Source organism: Mycobacterium bulgaricum (assembly GCF_041287165.2).
GTDB classification, from domain to species: Bacteria; Actinomycetota; Actinomycetes; order Mycobacteriales; family Mycobacteriaceae; genus Mycobacterium; species Mycobacterium bulgaricum.
Window position 1 is genome coordinate 72173 of the sequence record NZ_JBGGKV020000010.1, and the last position, 20827, is coordinate 92999.

9 protein-coding genes are annotated in these 20827 nt (G+C 69.6%); 1 reads left to right on the forward strand and 8 read right to left on the reverse strand.

From position 1 onward, the window contains the following. Nucleotide 1 precedes the first annotated feature (1 nt). The gene (locus ACAG24_RS22885) at nucleotides 2–649 is read right to left on the reverse strand and encodes a flavodoxin family protein (protein ID WP_370474676.1); all 648 of its coding nucleotides are present in this window, start codon (nucleotides 647–649) and stop codon (nucleotides 2–4) included. Nucleotides 650–765: 116 nt separating this feature from the next. Here ACAG24_RS22885 and ACAG24_RS22890 point away from each other — a divergent pair, with 116 nt between their 5' ends. Beyond that, nucleotides 766–1596, forward strand: a complete 831-nt coding sequence (locus ACAG24_RS22890; protein WP_370474677.1) for a class I SAM-dependent methyltransferase — start codon at nucleotides 766–768, stop codon at nucleotides 1594–1596. A gap of 7 nt (nucleotides 1597–1603) precedes the next feature. Here the strand turns inward: ACAG24_RS22890 and ACAG24_RS22895 are convergent, their stop codons facing one another. The 7 genes from ACAG24_RS22895 to ACAG24_RS22925 are packed head-to-tail and all read right to left on the reverse strand — an operon-like array spanning nucleotide 1604 to nucleotide 20822. Continuing rightward, entirely contained in the window at nucleotides 1604–2860 is a 1257-nt protein-coding gene (locus ACAG24_RS22895) for a phthiocerol/phthiodiolone dimycocerosyl transferase (protein ID WP_370474678.1), read from the reverse strand. A 35-nt stretch (nucleotides 2861–2895) separates the two neighbouring features. Continuing rightward, entirely contained in the window at nucleotides 2896–3741 is an 846-nt protein-coding gene (locus ACAG24_RS22900; protein ID WP_370474679.1) for an ABC transporter permease, read from the reverse strand. Continuing rightward, entirely contained in the window at nucleotides 3738–4583 is an 846-nt protein-coding gene (locus ACAG24_RS22905) for an ABC transporter permease (RefSeq protein ID WP_370474680.1), read from the reverse strand. The genes ACAG24_RS22900 and ACAG24_RS22905 overlap by 4 nt, the downstream gene beginning before the upstream one ends. Further along, on the reverse strand, nucleotides 4580–5587 hold the full coding sequence (locus ACAG24_RS22910) for an efflux ABC transporter ATPase subunit, DrrA-related (RefSeq protein ID WP_370474681.1): 1008 nt from the start codon (nucleotides 5585–5587) through the stop codon (nucleotides 4580–4582). Before ACAG24_RS22910 ends, ACAG24_RS22905 begins: the two co-directional genes overlap by 4 nt. Before the next feature lie 21 nt (nucleotides 5588–5608). After that, a complete protein-coding gene (locus ACAG24_RS22915) occupies nucleotides 5609–10021 on the reverse strand; it encodes a type I polyketide synthase (protein WP_370474682.1) in 4413 nt (1470 codons plus the stop codon). Next, nucleotides 10018–15420 (reverse strand): type I polyketide synthase, encoded by a 5403-nt coding sequence (locus ACAG24_RS22920; protein ID WP_370474683.1) that lies wholly within the window; start codon nucleotides 15418–15420, stop codon nucleotides 10018–10020. The genes ACAG24_RS22915 and ACAG24_RS22920 overlap by 4 nt, the downstream gene beginning before the upstream one ends. Continuing rightward, nucleotides 15420–20822: an SDR family NAD(P)-dependent oxidoreductase gene (locus ACAG24_RS22925; RefSeq protein ID WP_370474684.1), complete on the reverse strand. Its 5403-nt coding sequence runs from the start codon at nucleotides 20820–20822 to the stop codon at nucleotides 15420–15422. Before ACAG24_RS22925 ends, ACAG24_RS22920 begins: the two co-directional genes overlap by 1 nt. Nucleotides 20823–20827: the final 5 nt, after the last annotated feature.

The window sequence follows — 20827 nt, forward strand, 5'->3', positions numbered from 1 at the left end:
CTCAACGCCCGGCGAACAGCCGGTCCGCCAGCCTGCCCGCGAACGCCCGCGCCTGATCCACTTGCGCGGCACTGATATTCGTCTGAGGGATCTTCACACCCAGATAGCGGTCCTTGTACTCGCCCGACCCCAGATAGCTGGTCAGCGACAGCATGGACTGCAGCTGCCCGCCCGGGTACTCGAAATGGATGCTGTCGACGAAGCGGCCGCCCCGCTTGTCGGCGAGTTCGCGGACCGCTTCCAGGTTCTCGCGCCAGTAGCGCCGGCACACCGTGAACACCGCGTAGGGCGTGCCATCGAGCACCGCGGCCTCGTCGGACTCGAGGAAGGACCGCAGCGGCATGCTCACCGTCCGCCACCAGGTCGGCGACCCGAAGATCACGAGGTCGTACTTCCCCGTCCGCACCGCGTCGGGCGTGCGGATCTCGCCGGTCTCGCCCTTGCCCTGCGCCTTGAACACGCTGAACATGTCCGGCCACACACTGCGCATCGGGAATCGGGTGAACGGCTCGGAGTACTGCGGGTCCACGAACTCGATGGGCGCCATGTGCACCTCGCACCCGCGGCCGCGCAACACTTCTGCGGCAGCGTCGAGGACTTTCTGCGTCTGGCCGGTATAGGAGTAGTAGACGAACAGGACCCGGCTCATCGGTGCCCTCCCCTGCGCGCTGCACGCTGTGCCGGTTCGCGTCGTGAATGCACTTCTGCTCCTTCCGGTGTGAGGCTGATTGTTCCCTGGCGGCGTTTACGCATAGCCTCTCCTGCATGACGGACAAGGTTTCCATCGATCTGACCGGACCGGCCCAGACGATGCTGACGACCCTCTATCTGAAAGCTCTGGACGCTGATTTCGAGCGCCCCGTGCTCGGCGACACATTCGCCAAGGAAGCGATCGAGCGCATCGACTACGACTGGAACGATCTCGGCGTCAACGGCGCGTGGGCGCCGATCGTCACCGTCCGCACCGCGCAATACGACATCTGGGCCAAACAGTTCATCGCCGCGCACGGCCCGTGCACCGTCGTGCACCTGGGCTGCGGGCTCGACAGCCGCGTCTTCCGCGTGGACCCCGGACCCGAGGTGCAGTGGTACGACGTCGATTTCCCCGGCGTCATCGAGTTGCGCGAGAAGATCTACCCGGCGCGGCCGAACTACCACCTGCTGCCGACGCCGGCCACGGAACTGTCCTGGCTCGACCAGATCCCGGCGGACAAACCGCTGCTGTTCCTGGCCGAGGGCATCAGTATGTACCTCACCGAGGAGGACGGCATCGCGCTGCTGCGTCGCGTTGTCGAACGTTTCCCGTCCGGCGAACTGCAGATCGACTTCTACAACTGGGTGGGCATCCGGTCGCAGAAGACCCAGACCCTCGTGCGTAAGACCGGGTCCACGCTGTACTGGGCGGTCAACAGCCCCGACGACATCCTGTCCAACGTCCCCGGAACCCGGCTGTTGGCGAGCGTGACGATCTTCACCGCGAGCACCGCGTCCCGCGCGTCGAAACTCTTCAAGGCGCTGGGACGCGCCATTCGCGTTGTGCCGCCGGTCCGTAACGCGCTGCAGTACCACCGCTACGGGTTCGGGCCCGTCAGCTGACATCGGCTCAGCCGACACGAACGGAGGCCTGACGCGCGGCGATGCCGCGCAGCAGCGACTCGATCGCCTGCACGGATTTCTCCGGTTGCGGCCCGTGTGAGTGGTATTCGATCATCAGCCGGCCCGCGAAGATCTTGCTGGTGTAGATCTCGATGCCGGCGCCGACGGCGAAATACAGCTCACCGTGGCTGGCCGCCAGCTCCATCTCGGGAGGCATCCGCATCGGGGGGACGATGCCGTTGTCGGTGAACATCACGACGTCGGGCAGCCCCGGCGGGTTGCCCACGTATTGCGGGCTGAAATGCAGGAAGCTCTGCTGGATCACGCCGTCGGCGATGTCCTTCTTGAAGGTGTCGTTGATGTCGCGGGCGAGGTCGACGACGTCGGTTCCGGGGTTGATCTCGGCGAGGTAGGTGGCGATACCGACGGGGTTGGTGCACTCGGTGGCCGAGACCGGCGGCGAGAGCAGATAGCGTAGATCGACCGGATACACATAGGGCACAGGGATGTTCGGCGTCTCGCGCAGCTGCCACTCCGCCATCAGGATGGCCGCGGACAACAGGCTGTTCAAACCGAGCTTGTTGGCCCGGCAGAACGCGATGATGTTGTCGGTCTCGGCTTCGGAGAGCTTGCAGAACTCCATTGGAACACGTTGCGGCAGAGCCGGGTTGGTCTCCGAGGGCGCCCGCCGCGACGGCGGCACGTCGTAGGCGAACATCGCTGCGAGCAACCGTTCCAGGCCGGACCGCAACTTCTTCTCCACCCCGCGGTTGGACAAAACGGATTCCAGCGACGTCGGCACGGGCGCCACCGGCGCCTGCCGCGTGGTGCCGTTCGTGACGAGGTCGGTGTAGGTCGAGAACAATTCCTCGACCAGGCTGAACTGATGATGGCCGTCGGCCAGGCTGTGGTGGATGTAGAGCGTCAGGTGCGTCTCGTCGTCGCGCCGGGTGAGACGGAGGTGCGTCAGCGCGGCGGTCTGGTCGAACAGCAGAGGCGGTGCTTCGGCGTCACCGCTGAGCTCCACGACCTCCAGCCCCTCGTGCATCAGGTCGTCGAGGACGATCTCCCACTTGCCGTCGGGCAGCTGCTCGAGGTGACCGTTGAGCACCGGATGGGCCTGCAGCAGTGCGTCGAAAGCCTCGGACAGGGCGTCGACGTCGACGGTGCCGCGCACGTGGGCGGCGAGGCCGACGAAGTTCTGCGTCTCGGCGAACATCTCCTCGCTGCGCGCGAGCTTCCTGATGCCCGATGACGGAAACATGAGTACCCAACTCCCTTGAGTGTGTTCGGCGGGTGTCAGCCGCGCTTGCTGGCCTTGCGGTAGCCGATCGCCAGCGGCACCGCGCAGACCGCGCCGATGCCCGCCGCCCACAGCACCGAGAACAAGACCGGTTGTGCGATCGGACCTTCCAGCGACAGGCCCTTCATCGCCTCGATCGTAGTGCTGATCGGCTGGTTCTCGACGAACGGCTGCAGCCACTCCGGGTACTGGTCGAGCGGTACGAACCCGATCGAGAAGAACATCAGGATCGCGATCACGATCTCGGTGGCCTGCGGAGCGATGGTGCTCGAGGAGAACAGCGCCAGTGTCAGCACCGCCGCCGACAGCGCCACCCCGAACAGAGCCGGCATGAAGACCCACAGGATCGCCGCGGGGACGCCCTGCTCGAACCGGAACCCGAGCAGCAGCCCCACCGACATGACGACCAGGGTGATGACCACGATGCGCACGAAGTCGGCGGTCAGCCTCGCCAGGAGCCCCGCCGCGCGGTGCACCGGAACCACCCAGAAGCGGGACAGCAGACCGACTTCGCGTTCCCGCATGATGCCGACCGCTCCGATGATGGAGCCGGTCATCCCGCCGACCAGGGCCACCAGCGGCACCTGGCCGTACAGTCCGCTGTGCCCGGTGACCTGCTCGATGACGTCGCCGAGGACGATGTCGAGAGCCACCAGGAACACCGCGGGCATGACCATCGACTGCACCAGCGTGGCCGGATCGCGGCTCCATCGGCGCAGGATTCGCGCGGTGAGCACCAGGACCTGCGGCAGCAGCCGCTTCGGCGAGTTCTCCCACACCTTCTCGCGGCGGTGCCTGCCGCCGGGGCGGTAGGGCGCAGCGGAGGACGGCTGAAGGGTCATGAGCGCCGCCGCTTCCCGCTCACCCACATGTGCAGGGCCAGCGCGACCACGATGCAGCCGACCGCCCACAGGATGCCGGGGCCCAGCACCGACCACGTCGCCTCGGGCGCCATGCCGGTGCTGTCGCCGGCCAGCGCCTGCAGACCGTAGACCCATTGCGACAGCGGCTGATTGCGCACGAAGCCCTGGATCCAGTCGGGGAACCGTTCGACCGGCTGAAGACCGACCGAGGCCAGACCCAGTGTCAGCTGCGGGATCAGCATCATCGGGGCGGTCGCCTCGGGGTTCTGGGTGGCGATGCCGATGAGGTCGCCGATGATGGCGAGTGCCGCGCCGATCAGAAGGACCAGCCCGACGAAGCCGAGCGCGTGCAGCACGCCGTTGTCGATTCGGAATCCGATCACATACCCGCAGGCCACCGACACCACCAGCGCGATGCAGCAGCGGTACATGCTCGCCGTCATCCGCGACGCCAGCGGGGTGATCGACGGGATGGGCATCGCACGGAATCGCCGGTTGATGCCCTGCACGGAATCGGTCGCCGACCGGAACGCCGCGGAGATCGCCGCGAACCAGATCGCCTGCAGGATGATCAGCGGGGTCAGGTACTGCGCGTAGCTGCTCAGCGGCTGCACCGCGCCCATCATCTGTTTGAGCGGCAGGTAGTAGCCGATCGTGAACACGATCGACCCGACGATCTGCGTGCCGAGCTCGCCGTTGCGCAGCGTCGGGATGATCATCCGGATCGTCAGCACCCACCACTGCTGGATCGCCGACACCGGGGGCCGTGCGGCGCGCGGAATCGCCACCGAACTCGGTGGAATCGCGGTCTGCTCTATCACGCGTACGCGTCCGCGTCCGCCGGGTGCTTCTCGGAGTCGCCCTCGAAGGTCTTCGGGTGGTCCCCGGTCAACGCGAGGAACACCTCGTCGAGCGACGGACGGCGCAGCGCGATGTCGGTCAGGTCGATGTCGGCCTCGCTGAGCAGGTGCAGTGCCTGCATCAACGTGCTCGGTCCGTCCGGTGCCGGCATCGAGATCCTGTCCGACGTGTCGGTCAGCGCTGCCCGGTGCGCGTCGGGCAGCAACGGACCGAGGATTCTGGCGACCTCCGGGATGTCGGAGAGCTGCCGGGGCACGATCTCGCAGTAGGTGCCGCCCGTGCGCTCCTTGAGCTGATCCGCGGTGCCCTCGGCGATGACGGTGCCCTTGTCGATCACGATGATGCGGTCGCTGAGCAGGTCCGCTTCTTCGAGGTACTGGGTGGTCAGCAGCGTCGCGATGCCGGCTTCCTTGAAGTCGGTGACCAGTTCCCAAATCGCCTGGCGGCTGCGGGGATCCAGCCCGGTGGTGGGTTCGTCGAGGAAGACCACCTCGGGCCGCACGACGAGCCCGCACGCGATGTCGATGCGGCGCTTCATGCCGCCGGAGTAGTTGCCCACCGCGCGGTCGCCCGCGTGCACCAGATCGAACTGCTCGAGCAATTCCTGGGCGCGCTGCTTGGCGACCTTCTTCTTCAGGCCCTGCAGACGCCCGAACATCAGCAGGTTCTCGCGGCCCGTCAGCAGGTCGTCCAGTGCGGCGTGCTGGCCGGTGAGCATCAGCGCCCGGCGGACGCCCGCCGGGTCGCTGACCACGTCGTGGCCGGCGATGAGTGCGCGCCCACTGTCCGGCTTGATCAGCGTGGACAGGATGTTGACGGTGGTCGTCTTGCCCGCGCCGTTGGGCCCGAGCAGGCCGAGGACCTCGCCGCGTTCGACTTCGAAGCTGACGTCGCGCAGCGCGGCCACCGCCCCGAAGGACTTCTTGATACCTGCGACGACGACAGCTTTCTCTGAGCTGGACATGCCCGCTCCCCTTCTACCCGCTCACGACAGATCGACCAGCGCCAGCTCTTCGCCGGCTGTGTCGCTGTCCGCCTCGGCCAGCGCTTCCCTGGTGATATCCAGGACCGCAGCCGAATACTGCCGGGCAAAGGATTCCACATCGGTCGGCCCGAGACGGCGATTGTCGTACCACCAGTCGATGTGGAGCACACCGGCGGTGCGGTAGACCCGCAGCTCGATGGCGTGTCCCAGCCCCGGCAACGTGTCCCGGATCGGCATCGCGGTGTCGGCGTCGAACCGCACCGGCGCGTCGTCGGGCTGCTCGGCGGGCACCTCGGGAATGGTTCCGACGTGGGAGAACAGGATGTCGGCGGGCCGCGTCGCGGCCAGCGTCCGCGCCGTCGGCGCGAACAGGTAGCGAAGCAGGCCGTACCCGATCCCGTAATGCGGCACCGCGTCCAGCGTCTCGTGCACCTCGGCCAGTGACTGGGCTGCGCGGTCCGACCTGCGGGCGTTCAGCACCACCGGGTGCAGCGTGGTGAACCATCCGACCGTGCGCTGCAGGTCGACATCGGGCTTGAGCACCGAACGGCCCCGGCCGCCCATGTCGACGGCCACCGCACCCTCGCCGACCGTCGCGGCCACGGTGCGGGCCAGCGCCGCCAGCAGAATCTCCTCGACAGGAAGCCGCAGACGTCTGCGGGCGTCGTCGATCTCACCCGTCTCGGCCGCCGACATCGCCGACGAGACGCGCGCGACGTCACCGGCGCCTGGACGACCTGACGCTTCCGCGCCGGCCACGCTGAGCGTCCGCTTGCCGGCGACCTCCAGCCAGTAGTCCCGGCTCTCCAGGACCGCCGGATGGCTGGCGAGCCCCGCGCAACGCTGTGACCATTCGCGCCAGGAGGCGGCGACGGGCGCGAGCACGATCTCCTCGCCCGCCATCCGCTGGTTGAACGCGGTGAAGATGTCGGTGAGCAGGATGTCGCGAGATGCCCCGTCGTCCCCGGATCCGCCTGCGGTGCCGTGCAGGCTCAGCGCCAGATACGACGCTCCCCCCGAGACACCCTGGACGAACGTCGCCGTCAGCGGAACGACGATCTGGTGTTCGCGGACCTGCTCGTCGAGGAAGCCCAACACCGCCTCGCGCTCCTGCGGGCTGCCCGCGGCCACCCCGTCGGGCAGCCGCCGTGTCACCAGCTCGGTGAACTCGCCCGGCTCGGCGATCGTCTGGTCCCACGTGCCGGAGCGCTCCACCAGATGCACTCTCAGCGCATCGTGCGCCGCGGTGACCGCGCTCAGCACCGCACGCACGTCGGCCTCGCCGACATCGGAGCGCAAGCCGAGGATCACCGGAATGCGCCAGCGGCCGACGTCGCCCAGCCCGTTCTCCAGGAAGTAGGCGACATTCGGCGGTACGGGCGGGTTCACCGAGTCGTCGAGCACCTGACGTGCCAGCCCGCCCTCTGCGTAGCGGGCCGTCAGCACCTTGGCCAGCGCGGCGACCGTCTGGTTCTCGTACAGATCCTGCGGGGTCAGGTCGAGACCTTCGTGGCCCGCGGTCATCGCGACGCTGATCGCGATCAGTGAGTCGCCGCCGATCTCGAAGAAGTTCGCGTTGCGTTCGACGGTGGTGACGCCGAGGCACTGCGCCCAGATCCGCTGCAATGAGGCCTCCACCGTGGAAGCCCCGCCGGCGGCCGCCGGCGCCGCGACGGCGCCCTGGCTGCCCGCACCGGCAGCGCCCGAGCCGTTGGTGACCCATGCCGCGCCGGCGTTGTGCTCGACCCAGTGGCGCTGCCGGGCGAACGGATAGCCGGGAAGCGTGACCAGTTCGTGCGCCACGTCGGCGCCCTGGTCCCAGTCGACGTCGACGTCTGCGGCCCACAGCTGGCCCAACGCCAGCAGGAACGTCTCGTGGTCGCCGCGGTTCTGAGCCTGGTGACGCATCAGCCGCACCGCCCGGTGGCGTTCCGACCACCGAGGGTGGCGGCCCGCCGACGACGTCAGCGTGCCACCGGGACCGACCTCGATCAGCACCCGGTCCGGTGTGGCCAGCAGCGCGTCGAGCTCGTCGGCGAAGCGGACGGTGGCGCGGATCTGGCGGGCCCAGGTGGCGGGGTTGGTCGCCTCGGCCGCCGTCATCGTGGTTCCGGTGATGTTGGACAGCAGCGGGATCTGCGGTTCGTGCAACGTCACCCGCGACAGGAACGCGCTGAACTCGGCCACCACGGAATCCATCAAGCGGGAATGGAACGCGTGCGACGTGCGCACCCGGCGCGCCGCGATCCCCTTCTCGGCCAGACCGGCCTGGAACGTGCGGATCGCCTCGTCACTGCCCGCGACGACGCAGCTGCCCGGATCGTTGACCGTCGCGATGTCGACATCGGCGGTGAGGTATTCGGCCACCGCTTCGGGGCTCAGCGGCACCGCGACCATCACACCGCGGGGAGCGGCGTGCATCAGTTTGGCGCGCATCGACACCACCTTGACGGCGGTCTCCAGGTCGAACACGCCCGCGATGGTCGCCGCCGGGTATTCCCCGATGCTGTGCCCGGCCATGATCGCGGGCTGCACACCGTAGGACTGGATCAACTTTGCCAGCGCGTACTCGACGGTGAACAGGGCGGGCTGGGCACGGTCGGTGTGCTCCAGATTGCGGCCGGCGCCGTCGAAGATCTCGGCCTTGAGGTCGTACCCCATCTCGGTGCTGAACAGGGTTGCGCACTCGTCGAAGTGCCGGGCGAACACCGGCTCGCTGTCGTAGAGGCCGCGCGCCATGCCGATGTGCTGGGCGCCCTGCCCCGGGAACAGGAACGCGACCCTGTCGGTGGAGCGCTCACCGTCCGGCAGGCCGGCGCCGACGAAGACGTTGTCGGTCACCCCGTCTGCCAGAGAGGCCGACAGGACGGCCGCGGCGTTCTGCTGGTCCTGCACGACGGCGGCGAGCCGGACCGGGTCCTTGCGGCGCCGGGTCAGCGTGTACGCCGCGTCGGCGAGGCTGACCTCGTCGCCCTCCCCCAGCTCGTCGGCCAGGGCCGCGCGCGACTGATCAAGCGTCTCTTGCGTTTTCGCCGACAGCACGAGCACCTGCGGGCGCGCGGGGACCGGTGCGGGGGCCGGCCGGTTCGGCGCTTCCTCCAGGATGACGTGGGCGTTGGTGCCGCCGACGCCGAACGAGCTGACGCCCGCGCGCCGGATACCGTCGGACTCCCACGGCCCGTACTGGCTGCGGATGCGGAACGGCCCGCGGTCGATGTGCAGCTCGGGATTGGGGCTGGTGTAGTGCAGCGTCGCCGGAATCGCCTTGTGCTGAAGGCACAGGATCGCCTTGATGATGCCTGCGATGCCCGCGGCCGTCTCGAGGTGACCGATGTTCGACTTCACCGAGCCGAGATAGCACGGCGCGTCCCGGGTTTCCTCGGCGAGGTCGAATGCCTGTCGCAGACCCTCGATCTCGATCGGGTCGCCCAGCGGGGTGCCGGTGCCGTGCGTCTCGACATACGTGATCGACGAGGCGTCCACCCCGGCGATGGCGTGCGCCTCGGCGATGACCTCGGCCTGGCCCAACGCATTCGGGGCCGCGTACGTCATCTTGGTGGCGCCGTCGTTGTTGAGCGCGGACCCGCGGATGACGGCGTGGATGCGGTCACCGTCGTCGACCGCGTCCTGTAGCGCTTTCAATACCAGGACGCCGACACCGCTGCCGAACACGGTGCCGTCGGAGCGCACGTCGAACGGCCGGCACTGGCCGGTCGGCGACACCATCGACCCCTGGGCATACCAGTAGCCCACCTTGTTGGGGATGCGCAGCGACGAGCCGCCGGCCAGTGCGATGTCACATTCACCGTTGAGGATCGACTGGCAGGCCAGATGAATCGCAACCAGCGACGACGAGCACGCCGTGGCGACCGAGAGCGCCGGGCCGCGCAGATCGTAATGGTGGGCCACGCGAGTTGCCAGGTGGTCTTTGTCGTTGGACAGCGACAGCGCCACCATGTCGAAGCTCGCGCCCTGCCCGATCACCATCATCGGGTCGTAGTTCGACATCAGGTTGTGCAGCAGGTAGCCGCTGGTCGAGCTGGTGCCGAACACGCCGACGGTGGCTTCGAGCCCCTTCGGGTCGTAGCCGGCGTCCTCGAACGCGTGGAACGCGGTCTGCAAGAACAGCCGGTGCTGCGGGTCGAGCGCCCTGGCGTCATACGGGGTGAACCCGAAGAAGTCCGCGTCGAACTCCTCGATGCCCGACATCAGCGCGGCGCGGCGGATGTAGGACCGGTTGGCCAGCGCCTTCTCGGTGACACCGGCGGCGAGCAGATCGCCTTCGGACAGGTCGACGATCGACTCGACACCGTCGCGCAGGTTGCGCCAGAACTCCGACACCGACGCGGCGCCGGGAAACCGTCCGGCCATACCGATGACCGCCACGGCGTTGTCGGGCAGTTCGTCCGTCACGATCGTGGTCCCACCTTCCGCCGCGATGCGGCCCGTTGGCGCGCGGCGGCACGCTGCTGTGCCCGGTCGCGCAGAGCATTGGGACGTTCGGAGCTGTCCTCCTCGGCAAGCCCGAGCTGCCGGATCAGGTCGAGCGCCACATCGCCCAGTGTGGCCCCCTGCAGCAACAGCGCCACCGGCGGCTCCACCCCGAAATCGCCGCGGATGGTGTTGCGCATCCGCACCGCCATCAGCGAGTCCAGCCCCATCTCGGTCAGCGGCTTGGCCGTGTCCACCGCGTTGTCGTCCGAATAGCCCATGACGCCGGCGATGCGACGGCGCAGGCGCGCCACCACCACGCGGTTGATCTCGGCGGCGTCGAGGTTCTTGAGGGCGTCGGCGCCCTCCCAGTCGTCGTCGGCGTCGTCGACGTCCAGCTCTCCGACCAGGTCGGCGAAGAAGCCGATCTGACGGATCTCCGGGAACGCCGCCGCGGCACGGTCCAACCGCAGCCGGGCGATACCGACCTGCGAAAAGCCTGCGGCGAGAACGCCGCCCAGCGCCTCGATGCCCTCGTCGGGGCTGATCGGGTCGAGCACCGAGAAGCGCAGCGAGCTCGCGAGGCCGACGTCGGCCCACTGTCCCCAGTTCACGGTCGTCGCGGGCAGTCCGGCGGCCTTGCGCCAGCTCACCAACGAGTCGAGCCAGGCGTTCGCGGCCGCGTAGGCCGACTGGCCGGGAGAACCGAGCAACGACGCCACGGAGGAGAACCCGACCCACCAGTCGAGGTCCCTGCCCGCCGCGGCCTCGTGCAGACGCCACGCGCCCAGCGCCTTCGGCGCCCAGATCCGCTCGACGCTTTCGCGGGTGAGGCCGACGACGAGCTCGTCGTCGAGCACGGCCGCCGAGTGGATCACGCCGCGCAACGGCTTGCCGGTCTCCTCGGCGGCCGCCACGAGCCGGGCAGCGGTGTCCGGCTGGGCCACATCGCCGGTGACGACGGAGATCTCGGCGCGGTTCGACAGTTCGTCGAGCACGGCCTGGGCCTCCGGCGACGCGGCGCTACGGCCGTTGAGCACCAGCCGTCCCGCGCCGTGGTCCACCAGCCAGCGCACCACGGCCAGACCGACACCGCCGAGGGCGCCGGTGACGACGTAGGAGCCGTCGGCACGCACCACGAGGCGGCCCGGTGCGGACGGAAGCACGGCCCGCGCAAGCCGTTCGACGTGGCGGGTTCCGCCGCGCCAGGCGATGACGTCATCGGTCTCGGCCGCACCGGTCGACGACTCGATCTCGGTGGCCAGGATCTCGCCGGTGTCGCCGTTGCCGACGTCGACCAGTGTCGTCCGCAGGTCTGGGTGCTCGTAGGCGAGCACGCGGATCAGCGCCTTCAGACTGCCGACGCCCGGGTTCCCGCCGCCGTCGGCGTCAGTGACCACCAGGCCCCCGCGGGTCACCACCCACAGGCGCGGCGGCTTACCGTGCCAGCTCCCGACGATGGTGCGCACCGTCGCGGCGATCTCCCACAGCGCGTCCTGCGCCGCCTCGACACTGGCGACCGCGTCGTTGCCGTCGAACGCAGGCAGGTCCACCAGGACGACGACGCCCGCAGGCGGCAGCGCGGCGTCGGACGTGGCCGACGCGAAGGCGTCACGTGCGGCGGTTTCGTCGCCGAGGTCGGCGGTGACCACCCGGCGTTGCGCGTCGCTGAAACGCTCGGAGAACTCGTCGGCGGCCGACCGGCCGTCCGCTCCAGAAGCCAGCACCAGCCAGCTCCCGGTCGCCGAACCTGCCGCAGGCGTCGGCTTCTCGATCCAGCGGGAATCGAAGATCTTCTGCGACAACGGAAGTGGCACCGTGCGGCGCTGAATGCGCTTTAGCGCCACGTCGTTGACCTGGGCCAGCACGGTGCCGGTGTCGTCGGTCAGCGTGACGCGACCGACAGCGTCGCCGCTGTCTTCGGAGACGCTGACCAGCTCGGCGCGGCACTTCGCGCGCCGGCCGATCTCACCGAACACCCGGATCGACGCGAAGCCCACAGGCAGATAGGTGACGTCGTTGGCGTCCGAGAGGGACTCATCGCCCAGTGCTGCGGCCAGCCCCTGCAGTGCCGCGTCGAGCATCACCGGATGCAGCGCGATGCCCCGGTGCGGGGTCGCCTCGTCGGGCAGCACGATCTCGGTGTCGGCCCTGCCGTTGGAACGCACGATGCGCGTCAGCGCCGCGAAGGCCTGTGCGTGGTGGGCGCCGGTGCGACGCAGGGCGGTGTAGAAGTCTGCCGGTGAAACCGGGGTGCCCTCGCCTGACGGCGCTTGTTTGGCCGGTGCGGCCGGCTGAGCCGGTTTGACCGTGCCTGCCGCATGCCGGGTCCACGACCCCGCGTCCGAGCGGGAATGGATCTCCACCCGCGAGATGCCGTCGTCACCGGTGATCACCTGCGTTGTCAGCTTCGTGTGCTCGTCCAGCGGAAGCATCTGCTCGACCTCGACCGAGACCTCGACGCCGGTAGCGGGCAGGCCCAGTGCCTCCTGCGCGGCGGCCAGAGCGATCTCGGCGAAGCCCGCGCCCGGCATGACCGGTAGGCCGTGCACGATGTGGTCGGCCAGCCACGGATGGGCGTCGAGTCCGACGTCGGACTGCCAGACGTGGCCCGCGCCAGCGGGCAGCTCGACGTGCAGGCCGAGCAGCGGATGCGCACCCGAGAACTGGTGGTTCCCCGAGCGGTCGGCCATCCAGTACGCGGTGTGCTGCCACGCCGTTGCAGGGACGTCCACGACACGTCCGCCGCTGCCCTCCGGGGCCTTCGCCGCGGGCGGCCGCACCGCCGACCGTTGCGCATGGAAGGCGACCGTCTCGGGGTGGTCGCGGTTCACGGTGCCGCCGACATGGAACTTGCGGCTCGTCGACTGCGCCGCGAGCGTGTCCGAGATCGCGTGCGAGAGCAGGGGATGCGGACTGATCTCGATGAAGTTGCTGTTGTCCGCGCTGGCTTCGTGCACCGCCTGGCTGAACCGGACCGGGTTGCGCAGGTTGGCCGCCCAGTAGTCGGCGGTGTACATCGGCGCGGACCCCGTGTAGGCGACCGTCGACACCAGCGGGATCTTCGGTGCGGCCGGGGTCAGATAGGCCAGCGCCTCACGCAGCTCGGGCAGCACCGGGTCGATGGTCGGGTGGTGTGACGCCACATCCACCTCGACGCGGCGGGCCAGCTTGCCCTGCCCGTCGACGATCGCGATGAGCTCGTCGACCTGGTCCGGCGGGCCCGCGACCACGGACTGCTTCGGGGACGCATACACGGCGATCGTCACGTCGGGCCGATCGGCGATCAGCTTCTCGGCCGCCTGGGCGTCGAGCTCCAGCAGCGCCATGGCGCCCTGCCCGGAGAGGCGCTTCATCAGCCGCGTGCGGGTCGCGATGATGTCGAAACCCTCGGCGGGAGTGAGGACTCCGGCGACCACGGCGGCGGTGGCCTCCCCCATCGAGTGACCGATCACGGCGTCGGGCTCGACACCGTAGGAGCGCCACAGCTGGGTGAGCGCCAGCTGCATGCCGACGAGCACCGGCTGGATGCGGTCGATGCCGGTGACCGGCTCGCCTGCCTCCAGAGTCTGGCGCAGCGAGAAGCCGACCTTGTCGACGAACGCGGGCTCCAATTCGTCGATCGCCGCGGCGAAGGCGGGCTCTTCGGCGAGCAGTGCCTTGCCCATGCCCGCCCACTGGGCGCCCTGACCGGAGTACAGGAACACCGTTCCCTTGCCGACCTTGGCGTCGTGCGCACCGATCACGCCCGGGGCCTGCTGACCGGCGGCCAGCGCGCGCAGTCCGGTGACGGCTTCGTCGTGGGTGCGGGCGCAGACCGTCGCGAGGGTGTTGTAGCGGCTGCGGTGGTGGTTGACCGTGTGCGCGACGTCGGTCAGCGGAACCGTCGCACCGTCGGCTTCGAGCCAGTCGGCCAGCGCCTTCGCCGACGCGGCGAGGCGGGCGGACGTCTTGCCGGACACGACGAGCGTGGCCACCTTCGGCGCGGGATCGACGCTGACGGGCGCCGGTTCGGGGCCCTGCTCCAGCACGATGTGGGCGTTGGTGCCGCCCATGCCGAACGACGACACCGCGGCGCGGCGAGGATGATCGGTCTTGGGCCAGTCGGCCCTCTCGGTCGGCACGAACAACCGGGTGCCCGACGGGTCGATCGTCGGGTTCCACTTCTCGAAGTGCAGGTTCGGGGCGATCGCGCCGTGCTGCAGGGTCAGCACGGTCTTGATGAAGCCGGCGATCCCGGCGGCGGCCTCGAGGTGGCCCATGTTGGTCTTGACGGCGCCCAGCGCACACGGGGTGTCACCCTTGCCGTAGACGGCGGCGAGCGCGTCGAACTCGATGGGATCGCCCAACGACGTTCCGGTGCCGTGGGTTTCGACGTAGTTGACGGTCCCGGCGGCGACGTCGGCTGAGCGAAGGGCCCGCGCGATGACGTCCTTCTGCGACGGCGCGTTCGGCGCGGTCAGGCCGTTGGAGCGGCCGTCCTGGTTGACCGCCGAGCCGCGGACGACGCCCAGGACGCGGTCCCCGTCGCGGACCGCGTCGGTCAGCCGCTTCAGGACGACGACGCCCGCGCCTTCGCCACGCACGAAGCCGTTGGCGCGGGAATCGAACGCGTAGCACCGGCCGTGCGGGGACAGCATCCCCCACTTGCCCAGCGCAAGTTGGGTTTCCGGCCGCAGGCTGAGGCTGACACCGCCGGCGAGCGCGAGGTCGCTCTCCCGCATGCGCAGGCTCTGGCAGGCCAGGTGAATCGAGACCAGCGACGACGAGCACGCCGTGTCGACCGCGACCGCGGGCCCCTTGAGCCCCAGCAGGTACGCGATGCGCCCGACGGTGACGCTGTGCGCGTTGCCGGTCGCCGAGTACGCGTCGATGGTGTCGGGATTGCCTGCCGAGGCGCTCTGATACTCGTTGTAGTAGACGCCGAGCATGACGGCGCCGCGGATCTCACCGAGGGCATCGGGTGCCAGGCCGGCGTTCTCCAGAGCCTCGTAGGCGACTTCGAGGACAACACGCTGCTGCGGGTCCATCGCGGCGGCCTCGCGCGGGGTGATGCCGAAGAATTCGGCGTCGAAGCCCTGCATGTCGTCGATGTAGGCGCCCCACTTCGACGGCATCCTGCCGGGCGCCGTCACGTCGGGGTCGTAATAGGCGTCGCCGTCCCAGCGATCGGCGGGCACCTCGGTGACCGCGTTCGTGCCGGACTCCAACACCTTCCAGTAGTTCTCGGGGCTCGTCGCTCCGCCGGGGAAACGGCACCCGAGACCGACGACCGCGATCGGCTCGGCGCCGGCCACCCGGGAAGCCTTCTCGAACTGCTCGGAGAGCTTGTCGCGCTGTTCGGCCGACATGGCCGAGATCCTGTCGAAGGTGGTCTTCATCAGTTTGAGCCCTCACTGCCGGCACTTGCCGACTCGACGGAATCAGATTCGATGCTGTCGAACAGCTCGTCGAGCAGGCCGAACGAGTCGTCGTCTGCGGTGTCCTCGGTGACCTCCGGCTCGACCTCCGCGGGGGGTTGCTGCGTAGGCGCCAGAAGGTCGGCGACGAAATCCGACATCTGAGCGATCGACGGGTGGTTCCACAGCATCGTGGCGGACAGGTCCACGCGGACCAGTTGCTTGGCGTCGCGGAGCAGGTTCATCGCCATCATCGAGTCGAGGCCGAGCTCCGGGAACGGCATGTCGACGTCGACCGCGGCGTCCGGCATCCCGAGCTCGCGGGCCAGGATGGCGCGCAACCGGGTGCGCAGCTCCGCCACGGTCTGCTTCCGGTCCATGGCCGACCAGTCGATGAACTCTGCTGCGGCCGAACTGGTTTCGACCACCGGGGCGGGTGCCGACTCGACAGGCGCGTAGGTGAGCCCGCGGACGTCGACCCACGTGGCACCGTCGGAACCGGTGACGAGGACGTCGACGACCAGTGAGTCGCCGCTGCTGTCGCGTCTGAACACCTCGATGACACCGCGCGAGCCTGCCGTCGCAGAGACCGCGAGGGTCTCGGCGCCCGCGGGCAGCAGCAGCTGGGCGTTGTCGGCGTCGGCGAGTCGTGCGACGTGCACGGCCGCGTCGACCAGTGCGGCTGTTGCGGATTCGGTCGGCTCGGGCAGTTCGACATCGGCGCGGGCACCTGCGACGGTGGCCGCGCACTCGGTGACCGTCCATTCGAACGGCTGCCCCTCGACGCCCCACGCGCGCTGCATGTCCGAGATCGCATTCCGATCGATCGCCTTGCCGCTCACGGTCTGATCGCCGGTCACGGTGCCCTGCGGGGCCGCGGACAGCTGCGCACTCGCGTGCCGGGTCCATCGCTGCTCGGGGCTGTCCGGCGCCGAGCTCGACCACACGGTCAACGCGCCGCCGTCGGCCACCACGTGGATGACCCTGGGCTGCTCGGCGACGATCGGATACTCGAACCGGACATCGCCGACCGCTGCTCCGTCGAGCTGTGCGGCGGCCGCCGAAAGCGTCTGCAGCAGAACCGAAACCGGAACCACCTCGACGCCCCGCACCCGGTGCGCCACCGGGTAGGACCGTTCGCCGGGCAGCAGGCGGGCCCGCCACACGTGCTCGTGCGGCGTTCCGGAGACCGGCTCGCCGAGGACGGTGCCCCATGCCGGCGGTGCGACCGCGTCGAGGTCGGCGATCTCACCGAGCGGAGTCACCAGATGGTCGAGCACCTTGACGGCGGCCCGCATCCGGTAGGCGTCGGCCAGGCGCCCCCAGTCGGCGCCGGCCACCACGGTGTGCACCGCGGCGTCGGGGCTCAGCACGGCGGGAAGCATCGTGATCGCCACGTCGTTGGGCATCGGCTCCAGGCCCGCCGCCTTCATCTGCGGCTGGGCGTCCGCCCAGGACTTCCACAGGCCCCAGTCCACGACCGTCGCGGGCAACCCCAGCGCGCGCCGCGCATAGGCGAACGCGTCGGCGAACGCGTTGGCGGCGGTGTAGTGCGCCACCGCCCGCGAGCCCAGCAGACCGGTGATCGACGAGAACAGCACGAACCGGCGCACCGGAAGGCGCAGCGAGAGCTTGTGCAGCACCGTCGCGGCGTCGACCTTGGATCGGAACATCGGCGTCAGGTCGTCGTCGGTCATGTCGGTGAGCAGCGCCTCACCGCCGGCGAGTGACGCCAGGTAGATCCCGTCGAGCGGGGGCAGGTCGGCGCCGAAGCGCGCGAACACCTTCGCCATCGACGCCTCGTCCGCCGCGTCGGCCGCGACCTCGACCAGCGTGGTGCCGCCGGCCGCCAATTCCTCGGCGAGCTCAGACAATTGGCCGCCGCCGCGGCGGGACGCCGCGACGATCGTCGACGCGCCCATCTCGGCGAGCTGGCGGATCAGGTACGGGCCGACGTTGCCGGTCGCGCCGATGACGAGGTGGCTGGTGCCGCTCTCCAGCCGGGTCAGCGACACGGCAGGCAGGGCGCGGGGTTCGAGCCGGGGCACGCGTCGCTCGCCGCCGCGGTACACCGCTTGATCGTCCCGGTCGGTGGTGTTGACGACGGATGCCTCGGCGCGCAGATACACCGCCAGCAGTTCCGGCGGCAGCGTCTCGTCAACGTCGACGAGGCCACCCCAGAACTCGGGGTGCTCCAGCGCCAGGGTGCGGCCCTGCCCCCACAGCACCGCGTGCGCAGGATGGGCGCGGTCACCCTCGGTGACGGGCTGCGCGTTGCGGGTGACGATGAACAACTTCGGCGCGTCCGCGGTGCCCGCGAGTGCGACGACGAGGCGGCGCAGCTGATGGAACGCGTCGTAACTCGGTGCGGCGTCGAAACGAGCCGACGACGTTGCGGGTGCGTAGACGACGTGCTGCACACCGGGCAGCGCGGCGCGGAGCGCGTCCGCGTCGTCGAGCACCGACAGCGGCAGGGCCTGCGAGCCGGGGCCCAGCAGCTCCGCGAGGCCGTCGTCGGCGCCGAGCACCAGCCAGGACACCTCGGCGTCGCCCGGGGGCAGTTCACGCACCGGCCAGGCCAGCTGGTGGAACCATTCGTGCTGCTCGCCTGCGGCCGGCGGCACGTCAGTCCGCTTGTGCGGCAACGGTTCCTGTGCGGCGGTGTGGATCCAGTGGTGCGCGTGGTGCCACGGGGTGGCCGGGAGCTGCACACGCGCGCCCCGTTGCGGCGTCTTCGGCGGCCGCACCGCATGGGTGGCATTGAGGTTCGTATGGAACGTGACCGTGTCGTTGGCGTCGCGCTGCAGCGTGGCGATGCTGCGGTGCGGGCCCGTGAGCGTGTCCTTCACCGCATACGCCAGCAGGGGATGCGGGCTCACCTCGACGAAGATCGACTTGTCGGCGGCCGCGGTGGCGACGGCGCGCGCGAACCGCACCGGGTTGCGCAGGTTGGCCACCCAGTGGTCGGCGTCGAAGATGTTCGTGCCGTCGGTCGGGCGCTGATCGGTGGTGACGATCACCGGGATGGCCGGCTTCTGCGGCTTCAGACCGGCGAGCTCGCTGCGCAGATCGTCGAGGATCGGGTCGATGATCGGGTGGTGCGAGGCTACGTCCACGTCGACCCGGCGGGCCAGCTTGTCCTGCGCGTCGACCACGGCGATCGCGGCGTCCACCTGATCGGGTGGGCCGGCGATCACCGTCTGGTGCGGCGAGGCGTAGACGGCCACGGTCAGACCCTCGTAGCCGGCGATCAGCTGCTCGGCGGCTTCGGCGTCGAGCTCGAGGAGCGCCATGGCGCCCTGGCCGGACAGCCTCTTCATCAGCCGCGACCGCGTGGCGATGACCTTGAGGCCGTCGGCCGGGCTCAACGCGCCCGACACCACCGCGGCGGTGACTTCGCCCATCGAATGACCGATGACGGCATCGGGCGTGACGCCGTACGACTTCCACAGCGCGGTCAGCGCCAGCTGGACGCCGACCAGAACCGGCTGGATGCGGTCGATGCCGACGACGGTCTCGCCGGAGGTCAGCACGTCGCGCAGAGAGAAGCCGGCCTGGGCGACGAAGTCGGGTTCGAGCTCGTCGACCGCGGCGGCGAACGCCGGTTCCTCGGCCAGCAACCGCCGGCCCATGCCCGCCCACTGGGAGCCCTGGCCCGAATACAGGAAGACGGTGCCCGTCCCGAGCGCCGGGTCGTTGGGGCCGACCACCCCGGGTGCCGGGTACTCCCCCGCCAGCGCGCGAAGCCCGGCGACGGCCTGCTCGCGGTCGGCCGCGGCGACGGTCGCGAACCGCGGGTACTGGGCGCGCCGGTGGTTCAGCGTCTCCGCCACATCGGCGAGACTCAGCCCGGCCGACTCGGGCGACTGCAGCCAGTCCGCCAGCCGACCGGCCAGCGACGCGATGCGTGCCGGCGTCTTGGCCGACACCACGAGTGTGCTCACCGGTGGTTCCGGTTGCGCCGCAACAACGTCGGTCTCGGGTGCCTGCTCGACGACGATGTGGGCGTTGGTGCCGCTGACGCCGAACGACGACACGGCGGCACGGCGGGTCTCGGTGGCGGGCCAGTCGAGCGGCTCCGAGGCGATACGGAACTTCTGCGCGCCCTCGCCCGCCTGCGGGGTGAGCTTCTTGAAGTGCAGCTGCTTGGGGATGGCGCCGTGGTGCACGCTGAGCACCGTCTTGATGAAGCCGGTGACGCCTGCCGCCGACTCGAGGTGGCCGAGGTTGGTCTTGACCGAGCCCAGGATCAGCGGCGCCGACTCCTTGCGGTCGCCGTAGACGGCCGCCAGTGCATCGAGTTCGATCGGGTCACCCAGCGAGGTGCCGGTGCCGTGCGCCTCGATGTAGTCGATGTCCGACGGTTCGAGCTTCGCGGTCTGCAGCGCCTTGCGCATCAGCTCCTGCTGCGCCGGGCCGTTGGGCACGGTCTGGCCGCTGCTGGCGCCGTCCTGGTTCACCGCCGAACCCCGAACGACCGCGAGCACCCGGTCACCGTCGCGCACCGCGTCGGAGAGCCGCTTGAGCACGACCACACCTGCACCCTCGCTGCGGACGTAGCCGTTGGCGTCGGCGTCGAACGTCTTGCACAGGCCGTCCGGGGCGAGCATCCCCCAGCGGGAGCACGCGATGTTGTTCTCCGGCGACAGGATCAGGTTCACCCCGGCGGCCAGCGCGTGGTCCGATTCGCCGCGGCGCAGGCTCTGGCAGGCCAGGTGGATCGACACCAGCGAGGACGAGCAGGCGGTGTCGCTGACGACGGCGGGGCCGCGGACGCCCAGAAAATAGGAAAGCCGGCCCGCCGCGAAGTTGGGGGCGTTGCCGAACGGGATGTAGGGATCGATGTCCTCGGGGGCCAACCTGCCGACGACCGAGTGGTAGTAGTCGTTGGTCGTCATGCCGATGAACACACCGGTCGACGTGCCCCGCAGCGTGCGCGGATTGATGCCGGCGTTCTCCAGCGCTTCCCACGTCACCTCCATCAGGAGGCGCTGCTGGGGATCCATCGCGGCGGCTTCGCGCGGGGCGATCGAGAAGAACTCGGCGTCGAATTCGTCGGGCTGCCAGGACGTCAGGAAGCCGCCCTCGCGGTTGCAGATGGTGCCGGGCACGGTGTGGTCGGGTGAGTAGAACTGGTCGGCGTCCCACCGGTCGGCCGGCACCCGGATGACACCGTTCTCACCGTCGGACAGGAACTTCCAGAACCGGTCTGCGTCGTCGACGCCGCCGGGCAGCCGGCAGCCGATGCCGACCACGGCGATCGGCTCGTTGTCGGCTTTCTCGGCGACCGCCAGACGGGCCGTCAGGTCGTCGATCTTGCGCAGGGCTTCGGTGATGATCGCCCGGCGATCCGGCGATGCAGGCGAACCTGACGCAGCAGTCATCTCAG